At 67.7% G+C, this 20,602-nt stretch carries 15 protein-coding genes; 3 read left to right on the top strand and 12 right to left on the bottom strand.

Features of this window, described 5'->3' with window-relative positions; all coding sequences use genetic code 11:
- The first annotated feature begins 230 nt into the window (after positions 1-230).
- On the top strand, positions 231-2,558 hold the full coding sequence (locus tag AC1DS3_RS17190; RefSeq protein WP_477127591.1) for a patatin-like phospholipase family protein: 2,328 nt from the start codon (positions 231-233) through the stop codon (positions 2,556-2,558).
- On the opposite strand, the gene AC1DS3_RS17185 is transcribed toward AC1DS3_RS17190, so the two are convergent.
- Positions 2,555-3,790 carry an alpha/beta fold hydrolase gene (locus tag AC1DS3_RS17185; protein WP_441640907.1) on the bottom strand — a complete coding sequence of 412 codons (1,236 nt, stop codon included), beginning with the start codon at positions 3,788-3,790 and terminating at the stop codon, positions 2,555-2,557. The two genes, AC1DS3_RS17190 and AC1DS3_RS17185, sit on opposite strands and share 4 nt — an antisense overlap.
- Positions 3,787-5,100, bottom strand: coding sequence for an MASE1 domain-containing protein (locus tag AC1DS3_RS17180; RefSeq protein WP_441640908.1), 1,314 nt, complete (start codon positions 5,098-5,100; stop codon positions 3,787-3,789). Before AC1DS3_RS17180 ends, AC1DS3_RS17185 begins: the two co-directional genes overlap by 4 nt.
- 276 nt (positions 5,101-5,376) lie before the next feature.
- Here AC1DS3_RS17180 and AC1DS3_RS17175 point away from each other — a divergent pair, with 276 nt between their 5' ends.
- A complete protein-coding gene (locus AC1DS3_RS17175; RefSeq protein ID WP_441640909.1) occupies positions 5,377-6,378 on the top strand; it encodes a Bug family tripartite tricarboxylate transporter substrate binding protein in 1,002 nt (333 codons plus the stop codon).
- A gap of 34 nt (positions 6,379-6,412) precedes the next feature.
- Here the strand turns inward: AC1DS3_RS17175 and AC1DS3_RS17170 are convergent, their stop codons facing one another.
- Positions 6,413-7,819 carry a CoA transferase gene (locus tag AC1DS3_RS17170; protein ID WP_441640910.1) on the bottom strand — a complete coding sequence of 469 codons (1,407 nt, stop codon included), beginning with the start codon at positions 7,817-7,819 and terminating at the stop codon, positions 6,413-6,415.
- A gap of 131 nt (positions 7,820-7,950) precedes the next feature.
- On the opposite strand from AC1DS3_RS17170, the gene AC1DS3_RS17165 reads away from it, so the two are divergent.
- A complete protein-coding gene (locus AC1DS3_RS17165; RefSeq protein ID WP_441640911.1) occupies positions 7,951-9,129 on the top strand; it encodes a citrate synthase family protein in 1,179 nt (392 codons plus the stop codon).
- A gap of 118 nt (positions 9,130-9,247) precedes the next feature.
- Here AC1DS3_RS17165 and AC1DS3_RS17160 read toward each other — a convergent pair whose 3' ends face one another.
- The 9 genes from AC1DS3_RS17160 to AC1DS3_RS17120 all read right to left on the bottom strand — a co-directional run bounded on the left by AC1DS3_RS17160 (position 9,248) and on the right by AC1DS3_RS17120 (position 20,344).
- Complete coding sequence (locus tag AC1DS3_RS17160) at positions 9,248-10,684, bottom strand: amidohydrolase family protein (protein ID WP_477127587.1); 1,437 nt, start codon at positions 10,682-10,684, stop codon at positions 9,248-9,250.
- A complete protein-coding gene (locus AC1DS3_RS17155) occupies positions 10,681-11,475 on the bottom strand; it encodes an ABC transporter permease (RefSeq protein WP_477127586.1) in 795 nt (264 codons plus the stop codon). Before AC1DS3_RS17155 ends, AC1DS3_RS17160 begins: the two co-directional genes overlap by 4 nt.
- 42 nt (positions 11,476-11,517) lie before the next feature.
- Positions 11,518-12,432: an ABC transporter ATP-binding protein gene (locus AC1DS3_RS17150; protein ID WP_441640914.1), complete on the bottom strand. Its 915-nt coding sequence runs from the start codon at positions 12,430-12,432 to the stop codon at positions 11,518-11,520.
- Between the two features lie 46 nt (positions 12,433-12,478).
- A complete protein-coding gene (locus tag AC1DS3_RS17145; RefSeq protein WP_477127585.1) occupies positions 12,479-13,516 on the bottom strand; it encodes an aromatic ring-hydroxylating dioxygenase subunit alpha in 1,038 nt (345 codons plus the stop codon).
- Positions 13,517-13,565: 49 nt separating this feature from the next.
- Entirely contained in the window at positions 13,566-14,561 is a 996-nt protein-coding gene (locus AC1DS3_RS17140; protein WP_477127584.1) for an ABC transporter substrate-binding protein, read from the bottom strand.
- A gap of 467 nt (positions 14,562-15,028) precedes the next feature.
- Entirely contained in the window at positions 15,029-15,460 is a 432-nt protein-coding gene (locus AC1DS3_RS17135) for a hypothetical protein (protein ID WP_477127583.1), read from the bottom strand.
- Positions 15,461-15,540: 80 nt separating this feature from the next.
- Positions 15,541-16,881 (bottom strand): MFS transporter, encoded by a 1,341-nt coding sequence (locus AC1DS3_RS17130; RefSeq protein WP_441640918.1) that lies wholly within the window; start codon positions 16,879-16,881, stop codon positions 15,541-15,543.
- Positions 16,882-16,945: 64 nt separating this feature from the next.
- Positions 16,946-18,457, bottom strand: coding sequence for an amidase (locus AC1DS3_RS17125; RefSeq protein WP_477109636.1), 1,512 nt, complete (start codon positions 18,455-18,457; stop codon positions 16,946-16,948).
- 288 nt (positions 18,458-18,745) lie between these two features.
- Positions 18,746-20,344, bottom strand: coding sequence for a 3'-5' exonuclease family protein (locus AC1DS3_RS17120; RefSeq protein ID WP_441640920.1), 1,599 nt, complete (start codon positions 20,342-20,344; stop codon positions 18,746-18,748).
- Positions 20,345-20,602: the final 258 nt, after the last annotated feature.

Below are 20,602 nucleotides of genomic sequence, written 5' to 3'. Positions count from 1 at the left end.
GGCGGCGATAGCCCCGCAGGTTAGGTAACCGGCACTCCGCTAGTGCATGCGCCGCTGTTCAAGGACGGGCAATTGCCCTATCGTGACGACCTTCCCCGCCAACTCTGCGCGGCGATTTCACCGTCTTGTCCCGTCTTGCCGCGGATTGTCCAGGTTTGTCCATGTCCTGCTCTCTTTCACGCATCGCGCGCCGCTTGTGCACGCTGGTGTCCGGTTGTCAGCTGCTGCCGATGCTGCTTGCATTGGCGGCGCTAGCCTTGGCGCCGCAGCCCGCCGGGGCCGTGGATCACCCTGCGCAGCCGGCCAGGCAATCCACCGCCGACGTTGCCACCGAAGTTGCCGCTGAAGCTGCCGCTGAATCCGCCCCCGCGCACGAGCCGGGCAAGCGAGCGCGCGTGTGCCTGGTGCTGTCCGGGGGCGGTGCGCGCGGCTACGCGCATATCGGCGTGATCCGGGCGCTGGAGAAAATGCACGTGCCGATCGACTGCATCGCGGCCACCAGCATGGGCGCGGTGGTGGGCGGCTTGTACGCCAGCGGCTTGTCGGCGGGCGAACTGGAGGCAAAGCTGTCGCATACCAACCTGAGCGATATCGCCTTCGACCGCAACGAGCGCGCCGAACTGCCGCAGGCGCAGCGCGAGGATGACCTCCAATACCCGATCGGCATCTCGGCCGGCTACGGCGACGGCAAGATCAAGCTGCCCACCGGCCTGGTACAGGGCAACCGCCTGCTGGCGCTGCTGCAGAACCTGACCCCGCACCTGCCGGCCGACGGCGCCTTCGACAAGCTGCCAACGCCGTTTCGCACCATCGCCACCGACCTGGGCACCGGGGCCCCGGTCGTGCTGGACCACGGCTCGCTGCCGCGCGCCATCCGCGCCAGCGTGGCCGTGCCGGGCTTGTTCGCGCCGATCAAGGTGAACGGGCGCGTGCTGGTCGATGGCGGTCTGGTCAGCAACCTGCCGGTGCAGCTCGCGCGCGACATGGGCGCCGACGTGATCATCGCGGTCAATATCGCCTCGCCGCTGGATGATCCCGCCAGCCYGGACTCGCCGGCGGCGGTGACGCAGCAGATGGTCACCATCCTGACCAACCAGAACGTCGCCGTGCAAAAGGCGCTGCTCAAGCCAGGCGACGTGCTGATCGAGCCCCAGCTGGGCGACTTGTCCTTCACCGACTTCTCGCGCGCCAACGACGGCATCCAGGGGGGCTGGAACGCGGTGCTGGCGGCCGAGCCCCGGCTGGCATCGCTGACGCTGCCGGCGGACGCCTGGCAAAGCTACCTGGCGGCGCGCAAGGGCAGCCAGGCGGTGGCCGGCCCGGTGCGCATAGACGGTATCCAGATCCGCTCGGAAGGCCGGATCCCGGCCAGCTTCGTGCGCAAGTACCTGGGCGTGAACGAGGGGGACACCTACGACGCGGTCACGCTCAACCGCGAGATGGCGCAGCTCTCCACCTCGGGCGACTTCGAGAGCGTGACGCAGGAACTGGTCACGGAAGACGGGCGCAATGTGCTGAAGGTCGAGGCGCAGCAAAAATCCTGGGGCCCGCAGTTCCTGCTGTTCGGCTTCGGCGTATCCAATACCTTCAATGGCCAGGGCGGGTTCAACCTGCAGCTGGGGCATCGTTATCCCTGGATCACGCCTGGCGGGCTGGAATGGCGCAATGACATCGTGCTGGGCAGCACCCAGGCCAAGTGGCGCACCGAGCTGCGCCAGCCGGTATTCGACCGGCTGGGCTTCTATGTCGCGCCCTATGTGGAATACGGGCGCAAGCGCGTCGATCTCTATGGCGACACCGCGCCCAACCGCAATACCGACCCGATCACCGCCTTCCGGATCGACACGGCCGTCGCCGGCCTGGACCTGGGTGTGCCGCTGGGCCGGCTGGGCGAGTTCCGGGCGGGCGTGAACTACCAGCAGGTCAACTACTCGGCCGTCTATAACCTGCCTATCGGCACTGGCCGGCTATTCTCCCAGGCCCGTGTGCGCCAGCCCACCATGCGCGCCCAGCTCACCATCGACCAGCTCGACGATCCGCTGTTCCCGCGCACCGGCTACTATCTGCTGGCGACCAACGAGCTGGCCTTCGGCGGCACCGACAACCGCTTCAACGATGCCCATGCCAAGGCGCTCTGGGCCGCCAGCTACGGCCGCCACACGCTGAACCTGGCGGCGGAGGCCGCGGCCACCTATGGCGATCACCGCAGCGACAACAGCGTCAGTGGCGGGCTGGGCTTCACGCTGGGCGGCTTCCAGCATCTTTCGGCCTACGCGCAGGACCAGTTCTCAGGCAACTACCTGCTGTACGGGCGCGTGACCTACCTGAACGACCTGCGCGAGTTCATCCTGCCCGGGCTGCGCACCACCGTGGTGGGCACCAGCCTGGAGGCTGGCGACGTCTGGCTGCGGCGCAAGAACTTTGGCAACGGGCCGTTCAAGACCAGCGCCAGCCTGTTCATTGGCGGCAACAGCGCCATTGGCCCGCTGTACTTCGGCTTTGCCGCGGCGCCGAACGGGGTGTGGAACCTGTACCTGCAGCTAGGCCGCGTGTTCTAGCCCGCGGGCGCCGGCAGGGGCTCGTTGGCGCTCACGGCGTTATCGGCGCTGTCCGCCGGCCGGAAGGTCACCGCGGAGATGCGCCCGTTGCGCATGCGCAGGGTTTGCGTGCCTTGGCTGTGCCGGGCTTCGCCGTTCATGACAGAGGAGGCCGCAACGTCGATCTGCGCGGTGGCGCCCTCGATGCGCGGCGGTGCGGTGACGGCGATGCGTACCGTCTTGCCGGAGATTGCCTCCAGCTTGGCAAACATGTCGATGACGGCGTCGCGGTCGTCATAGCTTCCCGCCAGCGGATGCTCGCCCTGGTGGCGCCAGCGCACGCCGGGCTCCAGCAACGGGAACAACGCTTCGAACTGTCCGCTGGTGAGGGCCTGCAGGTATTCGTTCACCACGGTGGCGACCGCTTCCTCGGTCATCGGCACTTCCACCCTGGCCCGCGCCGGGCGGCGCGCCTGCGCGGGGTCGAAGCCAAGGAACTCGAGCACGTTGCTGACCACCTGCTCGCGGTCGTTGTCCACGCAGATCATGTGATAGCTGTTTTCCACCACCACCTTGCGCACGTCGGGGACCGTAGCTTCCAGGAAGTCGGCCGAACGCAGGCTGGTCAGCTCGTCCTCGCGCGCGTTCACCACCAGCGTGGGGCAGGCGATGCGGTGGGCGCCGTTGAGCACCCAGCCGCGCAGCCGGTCCACCTGGCGGATGCAGGCCAGCGGCACCCAGCGGTAGTGGAAGTTGTCGCCGCGTTCGAACTTGGCTTTGACGATGGCGCGCACGAGGTCGTTCTTGATGCCGAACGGCTCGTCTTCCTCCACCCGCATGCGCGCGGGCAGCGTGGGGATGTGATAGACCAGGTGCCGCAGCGCGCGGTACCAGGGCGTGGACCAGCCGTCGATGTAGACCGGGGCCGCCAGCGCGATCAGCCGGCCCTTGGTGTGATGGCGGCGCTCGGCCAGCGCCAGGGCCAGAAGCCCGCCCAGGCACATGCCCATGATGTGAAAGGTTTCGTACTGCCCGGCCAGCTCATCGTATGCCTGCGTCACGGTGTCGAGCCATTGCTCGGCCCGCACGGGCACCAGGTCCTCGGGCGTGCCTGCGTGTCCCGGCAGCGTCACCGCGTGGGTTTCCACCCCGGCGCGCCGCAGGGCCTTGTGCATCGGGCCGAGGTCGAACTGCGTGCCGCCCAGGCCATGGATGAGCAGGGCACCCGTGCCGCTGCCCTTGAGAGCCGTCATGCTGCGTCGCGCTCCTCGATCACAGCCGCGCCTTGCAGGCGCCATGCGCCGGCAATGACCGCTACGGTCTCGTCACCGTCGAGCAGCGGGCCGCTCATATCCAGCACCATGGTGCAGTCGCCCGCGGGCAGCATCAGGCGAAAGAGCAGGTCGGTGCGGGTTTCGCTACCCCCATCGCCACCCCCGTCGCCGTCGCTCTCGCGCAGCCAGCGGTCGCGCACCCGGGCGCGGTCGTCGGCATGCACGTGGGCCAGCACATTGTCGAGATTGCCAAAGGTATCTTCACGCACCCCCAGCGAGCGTTCCACGTCGCCGCTCCAGCGCAGCGTGCCGCTGCGCGGGTTCAGGCAATAGACCAGCTGGCCGCTGGCCGCGAGCGCCAGCTTGACATCGTTCTGGCGCTGCGCCGACTGCAGGTGCAGTTGCTCGCGGCTGGTGCGCAGCGTGCTGATCAGCAGCGTCAGCAAGGCGGCCACGGCCAGGTATAGCTGAGCCTCCATCAGCGAGCGGCCATGGTGGGCCGCGCTTTCGGCGAACGGGCCGTCGCCCTGGCCGGTATTGACCAGCACGAACAGCGCCAGGATCGCCACCGCCACGGAGCCGCCCCGGCCTCCCCACAGCAGCGTCACCACCGCGGCGAAGAACAGCGGGATATAGGTCAGCGCAAACACCACGCCGGCAGGCAGCGGGCCCAGGCTCTTGTTGTCGAAGATAAAGAAGGTGGTCAGCACCAGCGCGGCGAACGCGCCCAGGCCGAACAGGAAATCGCCGCCGCTCATGCCGCCCGAGCGCATGGCGCGAAAGCGCGACCAGCCCGCCAGCACCGGCGTGATGATCAGCACGCCCACCAGGTCGGCCGCGGCCCAGACGCGCGCGGTGCGCCAGAACGGCACGTCCTGCATGATCGTGAACCAGCCCGCGCCCACCGCGGCGCTGGCGGCGCTGCTGATCACCCCGGCGATCAGCAAGCCGCGCACGAAGGCCAGCCCTTCGAGCGAGAAGTGCGTGCGCCTGACCAGCGCCACGCCCACTGCCGCAAAGCCGATCTCGTCGAGCGAGAACAGCATCAGGCGCAGCGTGTCGCGCCCCTCCACCCAGCCCAGCAGCATCTGCGCGGCAAAGAACGCCAGCCCTACCGGCAGCCAGCGCGGCATTGGCGTCAGCATGAACGCGGCCACGGTCACGCCGGCCGGCAGCCAGATATAGCCAGTGGCGGAGAACGGGCCGTTCAGCTTGTGCGAGATGTAGCCGGAGCAGAAGTACAGTGCGGCCCACAAAAACAGGACGACGGCTCGGTTGGTTGGTTTCACGTTGGCTTTCCTTGGCTGATGCCCGGGCACGGATGCGAGGCCGGCGCGCAGCGGCCAGCCGTTATCTGAACGCGCCAGGCCGGCATGCGGCTGACGCAATGGCGCGGCCGGGCAGGGGCATCATAAGCCTGCACAGGGATATCTAGCATGGCGCCATGTAATAAAATCGTCACAATTAAGGGTGTTCGCGGGTGTCCGGCCGCGAGTCCGGCCAGGACTCGCCCCGGCGCACACCGGCAAGGCAAGGCCGCAATATAAACGAGGAGAAAAGACCTGATGGCGAAGTACACATTAAATAACCGATTCCTGCCCGGCTTGCCGGTGCTGCTGGCCTGCGCCGCGCTGCCGCTGGCACTGGGCGCGGCCCCCGCCGCCGCCGCCTGGCCGGAAAAGCCGATCCGCCTGGTGGTGGGCTTCCCGCCGGGTGGCCCGGTCGACACCCACGCCCGCCTCCTCGCCGAGAAGCTGCAGCCTATCCTGGGGCAGTCAGTGGTGCTGGACTATAAGGCTGGCGCGGCCGGCAACATCGGCTCGGATTCCGTCGCCAAGGCCGCGCCGGACGGCTACACGCTGCTGCTGGCCAATACCGGCCAGATGGCCATCAATGGCGCGCTCTATCCCAAGCTGCCTTACGTGATGCCGCGGGATTTCGCGCCGGTGGCCCGCACCGCGCTGATTCCGCTGGTCATGGTGGTCAATAACAACGTGCCGGCCCGCAACCTCAAGGAATTCATTGGCTATGCGCGCGCCAATCCCGGCAAGCTGAATTTTGCCTCGGGCGGCAACGGCGGCATCTCTCACCTGATGCCGGAGATGTTCAAGCAGGCCAGCGGCACGTTTATCGTCCACATTCCCTACAAGGGCAGCGCCCCGGCACTGACCGACGTGATGGGCGGCCAGGCGCAGATGATGGCCGACTCGATCCCGCTGTTCACGCAATACATCAAGGCCGGCAAGGTGCGCGCGCTGGCGGTGACGTCCAGGCATCGCTCGCCGGCCTTGCCTGATGTGCCGACCATGGAAGAGGCCGGGCTGAAGAACTTCGAGGTAGTCGGCTTCTACGGCATGCTGGCGCCCGCGGGCACGCCCAAGGAGGTGGTGGCCAAGCTGTCCGGCGCGCTGCAGGCCGTGCTGGGCGAAGCCGATACCCGCGCCAAGCTGGACCAGCAAGGCGCCGAGGCAGCCTGGCAGGGCCCGGAGGCCTTCGGCCAGACCATTGCCACCGAGCAGAAGCGCTGGGGGCAGGTGATCAAGGCTTCCGGCGCGAAGATCGACTAAGCGCGCCCACGCCGGGGCGGGCTGCCGCCGTGACTTACCACTGCGCCAGCGCGGTACCCAGCTTGCCGGCCGGACGCTCCCAGTGCATTGGCGCACCTTGCACCATGGCGGGCGGCCTGATCCGGCGTGCCGGGCCCCATGTGGTGTTCTCGGCGACTGCGGCCAGGTCGGCGGCCGTTTCGGGGGCCGGCATTGGCTCTTGGCCTTGCGGGACCGCGCCCGCCACCAAAAGATGCGCCGTGCGCGCCAGCGAGGCCCGCACCTCGCAGCCGGTGCCGGTCGCCAGGCGCTGCATCAGGCCGCGGATGGCCGCTGTTGCCATCAGGTAGCCGGTGGCGTGGTCGATGGCCTGCACCGGCAGCGGCTTGGGGCGGTCCAGGCCCGCGGCGCGCATGCCTGCATCGGCAATGCCGGTGCTCATCTGGACCAGGCTGTCGAAGCCGCGCCGGCCCTTCCAAGGTCCGCTCCAGCCATAGGCATCGAGCGACACATCCACCAGCGCGGGATTGATCTCGCGGCGCCGCCGCGCGTCCAGTCCAAGCCGCGCCAGGGCCTCGGGACGGTAACCGTGCACCATGACGTCGGCCTGGCTCAGCAGCCGCTCCAGCACCTGCCGGTCCGCCGCGCTTTTCAGGTCGAGCCGGGCGCAGCGCTTGCCGAGCACCACTTCCGGCACGGTGCCTGGCTCTTCCCAGCCGGGTGGGTCGATACGCAGCACATCGGCGCCGAAGCCGGCCAGGAAGCGGGTGGCCACCGGGCCTGCCAGGATCCGGGTCAGGTCCAGCACGCGGATGCCGCGCAACGGGCGGTCCGGGGCGATGGCCCAGGCCGGCCGTGGCCCGCCAGCGGTCGTCGTCCAGTGCATCAGCGGTTCGCTGTTGACGGCGATCCCCTGCGGATGGGTTGCCCATTCGGCCACGGAGCGCATGGCCGCGGCGCAGCCGCCGTTTTCGACGATGGTGGCTTCCAGCGCGCCGGCATCCCATCCGGATACGGCCTGGGCAACGGCGGCCTTGTCCGCATGCGCCGCCACGCCAAGCACGGCGAGGGCCGCGTCGCGGTGATGTGGCGCGTTGGTATGAAGTCGGATCCAACCGTCCTTGGCCCGGTAATCGCCGGCAACCGGATCCCATTGCGGCGGCAATTCCCAACCCTGCGGCCGCAGCGAAGTGCCGAACCATAGCGAAGCAAGACGTTGATCTACCTGGACATGCGGCGCATGCCCGCAGGCCTGGTGGATCAATTCGGCAATGGCCAGGGCGGCTGCGCCGACGGTGGCGGTGGCCAGGCTGGTGACGGGGAAGACCGCGGGCAAGTGACCGGCGCCGGCCACCGCGATGTGCTCCAGCCACGCGGCATCCCCGTGTACGCCACGCCAGATCTCACCAAGGAAACGGGTCGTGGCTGTCGTGGCTGTCGTGGGACTCGTGGCTGAATGCATGGATTCTCCGGGGGCAGGCATGGCGCGCTCTCTGTCAGGGGGGCAGGAATCAGTGCTTTGCAGCATAGGCGCCTTGTTTTAATAGTCAATATTGATTAACTTAATCAACTTATTACCCGATTTCGCCGCCCGTGCCCCGCTACCTGACTTCCGCCGAAGCCGCCGCCCAGCTTGGCGTCTCCCGCCAGACGCTGTATGCCTATGTCAGCCGTGGCCTGCTGTACGCGCACGATGGTGAAACCCACCGCGAAAGCCGCTATCTCGCTGACGACGTCGCGCGGCTGGCCGGTCAGCGCACGCGCGGCCGCAAGCCTCGCGAGGTGGCCAAGGCCACGCTGAGCTGGGGGTTGCCCGTGCTGGAATCCGGGATCACGTTGATCGAGGATGGACGGCTTTACTACCGGGGTGTGGATGCCGTTGTGCTGGCCGCGTCGGATACGGTGGAAGCGGTGGCCGCATTGCTATGGCAGTGCCCCCAGGACGCGGCATTTGGCACGGCGCCGCTTGCGCCGGCGCACCTCGCGGCCATGCAGGCGGCCTTCGCCGGGCGCCGCAGCGAGGAGGCGCTGCTGCCGCTGTTTACCATCGCCAGCGATGACGACCCCACGGCGCAGTGGCAGAAATCACCGCAACGCGTTGCCGAGGGCTGCGGCGTGCTGGTGCGTCTGCTGGCGGCCTGCCTCCTGCACACGGCGCCCGCCAGCGCGCCGGTCCATCGCCAATGCGCCAGCGCCTGGCAAGTGGACGAAGACGGCGCGGACCTGATCCGCATGGCGCTGGTGCTCTGCGCGGACCATGAGCTGAACGCGTCGAGCTTCACGGCGCGTTGCGTGGCGTCCACCGGCGCCAGCCTGCGCGCATCCGTGGTCGCTGGCCTGGCCGCGTTGACCGGTGGGCTGCATGGCGGGGCCACCGCCCGCGTAGAGGCTCTCTGGGACGAGCTCGGCGACGCTCCGCCCGCATCGAAGCTGCGCGAGCGGCTTGCCCGCGGCGAGAACCTGCCGGGGTTTGGCCATCATCTCTACCCCGCCGGCGACATCCGCGCCGTCGGCCTGCTGGCGCGGATACTTCCCCATCACCCGCAATGGCAAGCATTCATCGACGACGCTTTCGCGCTGGTGGGGCAGCGGCCATCGATCGATTTTGCACTGGTGGCGCTGCGCCGGCATCTGCGKCTGCCGCCCGGCGCGGCCTTCGGCATGTTCGCGCTTGGCCGCTCCATCGGCTGGATCGCGCACGCGCTGGAGCAGCGTGCCGATGCCGAGCTGATCCGCCCGCGTGCCGCGTACGTCGGCCCGCGGCCCGGCTAGCCAGGATCGAGCCGCAGTTTCGGCGAACCGCAGCCCGATCAGCCCCACGAGCGCCAGGCGCAAGAAAAACCCCGCGGCCAGTTCGCGCTGTACTGCGTCAACGACGTGGCGCCTCGGGTTATGCCGCGCGGTGCTGCAAGCGCAGCACCGCGTCGCGTGCGGCAGCGCCAAGCTCGGCAAGGTCCAGCCCCGGGATCGCATCATGCTCCACCACCATGCGCCCACCCACCAGCAGCGCGCGCAGTGCAGGGCGCCCACCGCTGGCCACGGGGGCGATGGCCGGATCGTGCAGGCCAAAGCAGCGCGGGTCGTCGAGCCGGTAGATGGCGAGGTCGKCCGCCTTGCCCGGCTGCAACGTGCCCACCGCATCCAGGCCGAGCACCGCCGCGCCGCCCGCCGTGCCCCAGCGCACGACATCCTCCACGCGCGCGGCGTCGGCGCCACCTTCATGGTCGCCACCCTCGGCACGTGGGCGGGCGCCATGGCCTCGCCGCGCGCGCTGCAGCAGCCACGCCGCATGCGTCTCGGAGATCATGTCGGCCGCTTCGTTGGAGGCGGCGCCGTCCACGCCGATCGACACCGGCACGCCCGCGGCTTCCAGCGCCGGGATATTCGCGATGCCGCTGCCCAGCCTGCCGTTGCTCTGCGGGCAGTGCGCGATGCCCGTGCCGGTTGCGCCGAGCTGGCGGATTTCGTCCGCGCCCAGTTTCACCAGATGGGCGAACCAAACGTCGCGGCCCAGCCATTCGTGCTCGCCGCAGAAGGCCACGGGTGTCGTCTGGTACTTGTAGCGCGCGGCGTTCTGGTATTCCACCGTCTCCGACAAATGGCTGTGCAGCCGGATGCCAAGCCGGCGCGCGGTGCGCGCGCAGGTGCGCAATTCCTCGGGCGACATGGAGTAGAGCGGCGTGGTGGGCGCCATCACCACGCGGCGCATCGCATCCGGCGCGGGCTGGTGGTAGCGCGCGGTGAGCCGCTCGCAATCGCCCAGGAACTGGTCGAGCGTTTCGGGGCGCAACGCCTGCGGCAGCTCGTTCTCCAGCTGGCGCGTGCGGGTGGCGCCGCCACGGCACAGCACAAAGCGCAGTCCCAGTGCATCGGCTTCCTCGAACAGGATGGCCGAGCTGTCGTAGGGCATGCCGGGATAGTAGAGATAGTTGTGGTCCGCCACCGTGCCGCAGCCGCTGCGCACCAGTTCGATCAGGCCGATGCGGGCGGCAAGYCGGAAGGTGGTTTCGTCAAAGGCGGCGCGGAAGCGGTAAGGCGTAGCGCCGAGCCACGGCGTGAGCGTCAGGTTCAGCCCCGGCGGATCGCCCTTGAGCAGTGACTGGAACAGGTGATGATGGGTGTTGACCCAGGCCGGGTAGACCACGCAGTCGGTGGCGTCGATGATTTGCTCGCCGGGGCGCTGCGCCAGCTTGCCGATGGCTTCGATCGTGCCGCCGGCCACGCGCAGGTCCGGGCCGGCATGGCGCTCACCCTCACCCTTATCGTTACCAGGAAGGCCAGTCAGGATGGCAGTGGCGTTGCGGATCAGGATGGTGTTGGTCGTCATGCCAGCTCGCTTTCGTGCCAATGGGACAGTGYCATGCGCGATACCACCACCATGGCGCCGAACAACGCGACGCCGGTCAGCGTGATCAGGAACAGCGCGGCGAACAGGCGCGGGATATTGAGGGCGAAGCCCGCCTGCAGGATCTGGTAAGCCAGCCCCGCGCCCGTGCCGCCGGTGCCCGCCACGAACTCCGCTACCACCGCGCCGATCAGCGCGAGGCCGCAAGAGATCCGCAGGCCGCCGAAGAAATACGGCAGCGCGCTGGGAATGCGCAGGCGGCGCAAGGTATCCCAGCGGCTCGCGCGGTTGATGCGAAACAGGTTGAGCAGCCCGGGGTTGACGCTGCGCAGGCCCAGCACCGTGTTGGAGATGATCGGGAACACGGCCACCATGGTGGCGCAGATCACTAATGCCAGCGTCGGCTCCTTGACCCAGATGATGATCAGCGGCGCGATCGCCACCACCGGCGTGACCTGCAGCAGGATCGCGTAGGGAAACAAGCTGGCTTCGATCAGGCGGCTCTGCACGAAGATGAACGCCGCGGCGGTGCCGACCACCACGGCCAGCGCAAAGGCCAGCATGGTGATGCGCAGCGTCACCCATAGCGAGCCGCACAGCAGGCTCCAGTCTTCCATCAGCGCATGGCCGATGGCGGTGGGCGTGGGCACAAGGTACGCGGGCACGGCGAGCGCCGTGCATGTCGCCTGCCAGGCGAGCAACAGCAGCACGCCGACGGCAAGCGGGGCGGCCACGCGCTGTACGGCGGGGCGCGACAGTAGCGGGGGATTCATGGGGGCTCCTTGTTGTCCGTGGGACCGATGCGGCTGCCGGGCTCAGTGCTCGTTGGGGTCGGCGCCGGTGTTGGCCTGCGCGAGCAGCGCCGACAATTGCGCGCAGTACCGCATGAATGCGGGCGAAACACGGAAGGCCTCATCGCGGGCTTCGGGCCCCTCGATGGCCACGTCGGCAATCACGCGGCCCGGCCGCGCCGCCATCACCACCACGCGGCTCGACAGGTAGACCGCCTCATAGATGCTGTGGGTGACGAAGACCACCGTCAGGCCGCGCTCGGCCCACAGCGCGCGCAGGTCGGCGTCGAGCTTGTTGCGGGTGAACTCGTCGAGCGCGCCGAAGGGCTCGTCCATCAGCAGCAGGTCCGGGTTGGTCGCCAGCGCCCGCGCGATCGACACGCGCATCTGCATGCCACCCGACAGCTCGCGCGGATAGACCGCGGCGAAGCGGTGCAGCCCCACCAGCGCCAGCGCGCGCTGCACGCGTTCGTCGGCGTCGGCGCGCGGCATGCGGGCCAGGTCCAGCGGCAGCCGCACGTTGTCGGCCACGCGTGCCCAAGGCATCAGCGTGGCTTCCTGGAACACCATCGCCAGCGTGCGGCCGGCGCTGTCCGTGGCGCCGTTCGCACCGCTCGGAAGGGCGGGGTTGCCCCACCAGCGCATATGGCCCGCCGACGGCGCCTCCAATCCGGCAAACAGCTTGAGCAAGGTGCTCTTGCCGCAGCCGGAGGGCCCCAGTAGCGAGACGAACTCGCCTGGCTTGATCGCCAGCTTGACGCGCTCCAGCGCCACGGTGCCGTTGGGGTAGGTCTTCTCGACCTGGTTGGCGAACAGCAGCGGCGCATCGGCATCGCGCCGGCTGGTGCCAGCGGGCTCGCCGCCGGCGTTGGGCGCAAGGCCGCCGGCGCTCGGGGCTGCAGCGCGGGCTTGCATGGCACTGCGAAAGAGGACGCTCATGGCTGTCTCCGTATGGAATGGTTCCGGGGGCTGTCCGAAGTCCGGCTTAACCGCGAACCACGGGAATGCGGAAGGTTTCCTTCTCGCCATGCCGGGTGAACAGCTCCATCAGCATCTTGCGCATCAGCAAGCCGGGTTTATCGGATTCCATATGGAATTCAACGCGGCGGCGCGTGTCCACGCAGGCGTCGTAGTCGGTTGCTTCCAGGATGTCGCGATCCTCGGCGACGATAGGCGCATCCCAGTCGATCAGTTCCTGCGTCGAGCAGTCTTCCTCGCTGTCATTGCGGTACAGCCATTGCGACAGCATCACGCTCTTGTCGTCGATCGGCGTGGCGCAGTTGTAGATGATGTGATGGCGCCCGCTGGCCGGATAGGTGCAGCCGAAGCGGCGCGTGAACGGCAGGTCCCAGCGGTTGAACATATGGCGATGCGTGATCGGCTCGGTGGTGCCGGTAACACGGTGGCCCGCCTCGATATTGCGGATCGGCACCAGCGTTTCCGCCTCGAAGCCCCACTCGCGCTGCTGCAGCTCGTACTTCTCCGGCTTGGGCTGCTCCGGCAAACCAAAGTTGGCGCGGTGCACGAAGCTGAAGTGCGAATTGTCGAAGGCGTTCTCCATCACGCGCAGCGAGCTGGTGTTCCACTTCTCGTAGAACTGGAAGATGCGGCGGTAGGCGGGGTCGCCATCCTCGGGGAAATCGGGGATGGGCTGCAGCGGATCGTCCAGCGCCACCCACACGTAGCCGTATTTCTCTTGCACGTGATAGGCCTGCACTTTCGCGCCGGAAGGAATGGCGTTGTCCGGCGCTTGCGGAATCCGCACGCAGCTGCCCGAGCAGTTGTATTCCCAGCCGTGGTAGCCGCAGACGATGTCGCCGCGCTCGTTGACCCAGCCCTTGGACAGGCGTGCGGTGCGGTGGCAGCAGCGGTCCTGCAGCGCCGCGGGCTTGCCGTCGGTGTCCCTCCACAGCACCAGGTCCTCGCCCAGCAGGGTAAAGGGCTTGGGGCCGTCGTCGAGCATCGAGATCGGCATCAGTGCATACCAGAAGCGGCGCAATACGGGCTGTTGGGTGACCAGCATGTCAAATATCCTTGTATGGGGTTGAGCTTGAACAGCGAAGCTGCGCGCTTCAGGGCATGACTTTCAGGTCTTTCACGAACTGCGTGGTGTAGGCCTGTTTCCAGTCGGTATCGGCCTTGAGCAGCCCGGCGCCCACCATGAAGTCGCGCGTCTTCTGCCAGCGCGCGTCGGTCATCACGCCGATGCCGTAGCGGGCTGCGTCGCCACCGCCAACCATGTGGTACTCCTTGAGTTTCYCCACGCCCCTGGCGAGCTGGTCGTCCTTCATGTTGGGGTTCTCCTGCTTGATCAGCGCATTGGCCGGGGCAGGGTCCGCCAGGTAGCTCTTCCAGCCTTCCATGCTCGCCTTGACGAAGCGCGCGACCACGTCCGGCTTCTCCTTGACCATCTTCTGCATGGCGACGATGGTGGTGCCATAGGGCGGATAGCCATCGTCGGCGAACAGGAAGAAGCGCGTCTTGGCACCGGCCTTGCTGGCCGAGAACACTTCGGAAGAGGCATACGCCTGCTGGGCCGATTGCGGATCGGCAAAGAAGGGCTGCAGGTTGAAGGTGTAGACGCGCGACTGCGATTCCTCTAGCTTGTACTTGCCCTTGAGCCACGGCCACCAGGTGGTGCGTCCCGAGGTGGAGACCAGCACCGTGCGGCTCTTCAGGTCGGCCAGGCTCTTGACGTCCTCGTGGGTCATCATGCCTTGCAGATCGGTCTGGAAGGAGGTTGCCACGGTGGTCACCGGCACGCCTTGCTCCACGCTCTTGAGCACCTGCAGGTCATAGCCCATCAGGAAATCGGCCTGGCCGCTGGTGAGGATCTGCATGCCGTTGACTTGCGGGCCACCCATGCGCACGGTGACATCGAGGTCGTACTTCTTGTAGATGCCCTTCGCCACCGCCTGATAAAAGCCGCCGTGTTCCGCCTGGGCATACCAGGAGGTGAGGAACGTCACCTTGTCGGCGGCGCGCGCGGTGGCGGGGACGGCGGCGAGCGTGAGCGCGGCGCAGGCGCCGGCGATCAACAGGCGGCGCAAGGGGGAGGGCGTCTTCATGGGGGCTCCTGTGCGGATGTTTGCGGAGGAAAACGGGGCGGGTATGGCAACAGGCGGGCAACGGCGCAGGACGCGGGCGGCGGCATGGCCGCCGGACGCGTCTGCGAAATGGAATAAGGGCGTGAAGATGGGGGACATCGTGGGCGCTCTCTTTTCTCTCGTGCCCGGCCTGGTGGCCGGATCCAAACGCCCGGATGCCTCGCGATGCGAGTCAGCCAGGCGTGCGACCGGATGGCCGCGAGAGCAATGTCCCGCGCCGGCATGCGCCTGCCCGCTGGGGGWGGCGCATCGGCGCTAACCGCTTCTACTCGATAGCTTGTTCAGCAAGAGGTGTGCCAACGGCAGCGGCGAGCGCCGCGCCCCAAATGCGCCGGATCGTGGCAAGCCGCTGAGCGGCCTGGTGCACGATCGCCTGCCTCGACGCGCGATGTGCACCAATTCGGTGAGCCGCGCGGTGGCCGGTGCGATCAGGAGCTCGTGCTGGCCCTGACCAGCCCGCCGCAGYGGCCTAGCACAGTGGTGACACAGCACGCGTTGCCCGACCAGTCGCCACCGATCACCAGGCCAGTGGGACCAGCGATCAGGCGGCGATGGCACAGGCCGGGCACCAGCAGGGGCTCGGGTGACGTGGGCGCGCGCGCATCGCGCGGGCCGCCGCCCGGCGCACGCGCCGGCGGCACCTCCTCGGTCCACAAGTAGGCTGTGCCGCCCGGCACGGCCTGCACGGATTGCGGCGGGCCCCATTGCGCCTTGGCTTGCTCGATCGGGGCGGCTTGCCACGAATCCAGGATGCGCTGCATGGCGGATTGCTCGACGCTTGCGCAGCCGCCCAGGGCGATGGCGGCGAGTGGGGTCAACCAAAGGCGAGGGGAGATGGAGGGACGGCGAACGACAGACATGGCGGCTCCAGGGGTGCAGGCATGCCCCTCCGTGCAGCCTAGCTTAGCCGCCTGTCTCGCCGCAAGCGGCTGCGGGCGCTTTATGCGGGCTTGCCCACAGTCGGCGCCAGCGCGGCCTTGCCGGCATCCCGGGACGGCTCGTGCGCGCTGTCGTCGCCGCCGGCCTGGCCCAGGTCCATGCCCTTGGTTTCCGGCAGCAGCAAGGCGGCGCCCATCACCATCATGTAGCCGACGCCGGCCACGATGGCGATCGCCAGTGGCAACGAGGTGCGGCCGGTGCTGAGCCAGCCTACCGTCAGCGGGAAGAGCGAGCCGATCACGCGCCCGACGTTGTACGAGACGCCATAGCCTGTGGCGCGGATGTCATTGGGGTAGGACTCCGAGATGGTGGCACCGATGCCGGCGAACACGCCCTGCATCAGCACGCCCAGCGGGAAGCCAAGGAACAGCATCGACGTGTTCGATACCGGGATCACCATATAGACCAGCGCCATGACAAAGGCGCCGGCGGCAAAGGCGATATAGGTCAGGCGGCGGCCCCAGCGGTCGGTGGCATAGGCGCCGGCCACGTAGCCCACCAGCGAGCCAACGATCGTCATCGCCAGGTAGGAGCTGGTGCCGAACACCGACAGCCCGCGCTCGGTCTTGAGGAACGTCGGCAGCCAGGTGGCAATCGCATAGTAGGCGCCCAGCATGCCGCCCGACAGCAGGCTGCACAGCACGGTCTTGCCCAGCAGCGGCCTGTGGCCAAGCCGCGCCAGCTGCTGCCATGCGGTGGGCCCGCCGCCGTCGCCAGCGGCAGCGCGTTCGGCCTGGCTCTTGGTGAAGACTTCCGGCTCCTCCAGGTTGCGGCGCAGGTAGATCACCACCAGCGCCGGCAGGATGCCCATGAAGAAGCAGACGCGCCAGGCGGTTTCGGCCGGGAAGATGCTGAAGGTGATGGCGTAGGCAATGGCCGCCGCGCCCCAGCCGAAGGAGTAGCTGCTGGCGGTGAAGCCGGAGTATTTGCCGCGGTGTGCCGGGTTGCGGATCATTTCCGTCACCAGCACCATGCACAGCGAGGACTCGCCGCCGAAGCCCAGGCCCTGGAGCATGCGGAAGGCCAGCAGCTGCTCGGGGGTGTTGGCCAGCCCGCACAGGAAGCAGGCAACGGCAAACACCACGATGGTCCAGCGCAACACGCGCACCCGGCCATAGCGGTCAGCCAGGACGCCCGCGCCGATGGCGCCCACCAGTGAGGACACCAAGGTCCAGGTGACAATGGCGCCTGCGGCCGATTTGCTCATGCCCCACTGGGTGAGCAACGTCGAAATCAGGAAGGAATAGATCATGAAGTCGAACACGTCGACCGCATGACCGAGGAACGCGCCGTAAAACCCCTTGCGCTCCATTGTCGATAAATCCTTGAACCAGGTGAACATGATCTCTCCTTCGTGTCTTTGCTTCGGGGGCGGTGCGCTGGTCTTTTTATGGCGCCGGGGCGCGTTACACCGTGTGGGACTGGGACTGGGCCGAGGCCGGCGGCGGCCGGAAGGCAAAACCTGCTGCTTCCAGCAACTGGGCAAAACGCAATGCGGTCAGGTCCGCGAACCTTCCGGCGACGATCTGCACGCCCACCGGCAGGCCACTGCGGCCCGGGCTGATCGGCGCTACCGTCGAGGGCAGGCCACACAGGCCGGAGTGCCCGGCCCAGAACAACTGGCTGGTGAGCGGTTGCGCCCGGCCATTGACCTGGAGCATGCGCTGCCACGGCTCGCCGGCTTCATCCAGCGCAAAGGCGGTGGTGGCCGCTGCCGGGCACAGCAACACGTCGACCTCGCCAAAAAAGCGTTGCCAGGCCTGCGCGAAGGTGGCCCGGGCTCGTTGCAACTGCAGCCATTGCCGGTGCCGGATGCCGGCCCCGGTGAATTGCAGCGTGGCGTAGCTGTGGTCGTCGGGCTCGGCGTCTGTGGCACGGGCCAGCGCGGCATCGAAGCCAGCGTCATCCATATGGACCGACGTGGTAGCCCGCAGCATCAGCACGTAGGTGTGCCAGAGAGCCGAGGCATCGAAGTCCGGGCGCGCGTTCCAGCGCACCTGGGCGCCCTGTCCCTCCAGCCAGCGGCCGAGCTTTTCGATTTCGCCGCTGACTTCCCCGTCGGCCTCGCACAGCGGATGGCTCGGCAGCACGGCGACGCGGAAGTCGGCCAGCGCGCGCTTGTCGCATGGCGGCAGCGTCAGGCGATAGGCCTGCGCTTCGATGCCGTCCGGGCCAGCCAGCGCCCGCAGCAGCAGTTCCAGGTCGTGCGCGCTGCGCGCCAGCGGCCCCGCCACGTTGATGTCCTGCTCGCCGTAGCCGTGGCCGATGCCATGGCCGCGCAGCGGCACCAGCCCGTGGCTGCTCTTGTGCGAGAACACGCCGCAGTAGTGTGCCGGGTTGCGCAGCGACGAGCCGATGTCGGAGCCCACGTCAAAGAAGCTCATGCCCGCGCAGACCGCCGCCGCGCTGCCGCCGGACGAACCGCCCGGGGTGCGGCTGGGGTCTCGCGGGTTGCGGGTGGTGCCGTAGATGGCGTTGTAGCTTTGCCAGTCGCGCAGCCCGATCGGCACGTTGGTCTTGCCCAGGAGGACCGCGCCAGCCGCGCGCAGGCGCTCGACCACGGCCGAGTCGCTGGTGGCAATGTTGTGGCGCTGCGCCGGGTTGCCGCACGTGGTGGGCCAGCCTGCCACATCGAAGGATTCCTTGATGGAGAAGGGAATGCCGTCCAGCAAGCCAAGCGGCTCCCCGCGGCGCCGGCGTTGGTCGCTGGCCTCGGCCGCGGCGCGCGCGGCGGTGAAATCCGCCAGGATGAGGGCGTTGATCTTCCGATGCGAGGCGACATAGGCTGCCTCGCACCAGTTCACCAGGTCCTGCGCGCTGGCGTCGCCTTTGGCCAATAGCGCCGCGGCTTCCCGCACTGGCAGGAAGCACGCCTCTGGCGGCCGGGTGTCGGTGCTTGCAATGTCTTGCCGCGTCACGCATTCGCTCCGTATCGTGGGGTCCGTTGCCATGGCGCCCGGGTTGGGGGCAATCGGGCCTGTCGCTAGAATCGGTATACTATATTCATAGAATCGCCGAGAGCAAGGCAAATGTTAGAGCGCCGGCGATTCGCCGCGTTCTGGTGCAATGCAGCAGGTTTTGGCACAAATCCGGGGTTCTTTGGAAAGGAGCGCTAGACATCGCGCACCTTGGTGGTGCGCGAGTTATGAGGTGTTTGGTATACCGTTTGTGGCCTATAGCCTGGTTGGCAGTTGCCCCGCCCCCGCCTAGCGGTCGAAAAAAGGCAAGGCCTGTTGGTCCGGGCTTGGCGGCTTGCGCCGGTGGGGGCCCGCCGGGGTCGATGTCGTCTGCGGCTGTGTTTCCGGCTGGGGCGCGGGCGGTGGTTGCAGCTCGAATCGCCGCACTGCTTCCAGCGCAACGGCACTGGCGAGCAAGGCCGGCAGCCTTGGCGCCAGGATCTGATAGGTGTCCAGGTCAAAGCGCGCGGGCGAGGACAACAAGCCTGGCGCCTCCTCCAGCGTGGGCACCGAGCCCAGGTAGCACCAGTCTTCCAGGACATGCCACCACGCCTTGGCGCCGTGCTGCTCGCGCCATGCCACTGCACCCGCGAATGGCCAGGGCTGGATCGCCAGGTTGGCCAGTGCTGTGACTGCCCGCAAGCGGTGCGCTGCGAGGGACTCGTCGCCGGTGCAGGCGCCCAGGCAGCGGTGCAGCTGACGCGCGAAGCAGGGCAGGCCGCGCCGCGCGGTTTTTTCCAGGGCGAGGGCGACCTGGCAGAGCTGATGGGTTTGGGCCAGTTCGGCCAGCCGGGCCTGGGCGCTGGCCCGGCTGGGAAAGGCGCCATACAGATTAGGGTGCCGGCTGAAATCGGTATTGCGATCCGAGCGCAGTATCGGCGCGCTCAGTCCGGGCGGCAGTTCCCACGTGTAGAGCCCGGCGTTCTGGCGCAGCATCTGGTTGTGCAGCGGCTGCATCGTCTTGATCAAGTGCGCTTCCAGCAGCAGCGCGCCGGCCTCACCGCCGGTCTCGCGCCATTCGACGCGGCGCACCGCCCGCGCCAGCCGCATTTCCAGGGCGGCACGGTGATCGCCGGAGAAATGCGCGCCAATGCGTTGGCGCAGGTGGATGCTCTTCCCTATATAGAGAGGCATGTCCTGGTCGCCATAAAAGAGATAGACGCCAGGGGTGTCTGGAACGTCGTCCAGCGCGGTTTCTTCGAGCCCGGCTGGCAGGCTTGCCCGCTTGATCAGCGACTGCACCGCGGATTCGACCAGGTCCATCGTGTAGAGCTCGTGGACCTTCTGCCAGAATTGCCACAACAATTCGGCATCGGCGAGAGCCCGGTGCCGGCCCTTGGGTTGTAACTCGAACCGGGCGATCAGCGCATCCAGCCCGTGGCGCGCCGCCGAGGGAAACAGCGAGCGGGAGAGCCGTAACGTGCACAGGACATCGGCGCGAAAGGTGACGCCGACGCGGCGGAACTCATTCTTGAGGAAGCCATAGTCGAAACGTGCGTTGTGCGCCACGAAGAGCTTGCCTTGCAGCCGCTCCGCAAGCGTCTCGGCCAGTGACTCAAAGCTCGGCTGCCCACGTACCATGTCGTCGGTGATTCCGGTCAGCTGCTGGATAAATGGCGGGATGCCAATGCCCGGGTCTATCAGGGTGTCCCATTCGACGATGCCGTCCGGTCCCACTTCCACGACGCCAATCTCGGTAATACGGTCGCGGGTGCCGTCGGCGCCCGTCGTTTCCAGGTCGACGAAGACAATCGGGCGTGAAAGTGCTGCTGCCAGCGCTTGCGCATCCAGATACCGGGGCATATCCGCCGGCTGGTGCGATGGCTGGTAGATAGGAAGGTCAGGCATCCGTCGATTCTAATAGATGGAGATAGCGGTCGCGCGACCCTGCGCCGGGACATGGAAGCCTGCTTCATCACCGTGTCACAGACCGTTCTGAAGAAATTCAAGAAAACGCTTGCCAAGGCCGAGGGGGTCCCCTATKATTCGCCCCCTCGCAACACGAAACACCGCTGCAAAGCAGACGGGACAAGGGTTGCGGGGTCGGCAGGGGTGGTTGGCGGCGCGCATGGCGCCGCGCATGGCGCAGCGAGCTGAAGGAAAAAA

It is taken from the genome of Cupriavidus sp. 01L46, assembly GCF_056399905.1.
The sequence above is the reverse complement of the archived record's forward strand: the minus strand, read 5'-3'. Positions and strand labels throughout refer to the sequence as shown.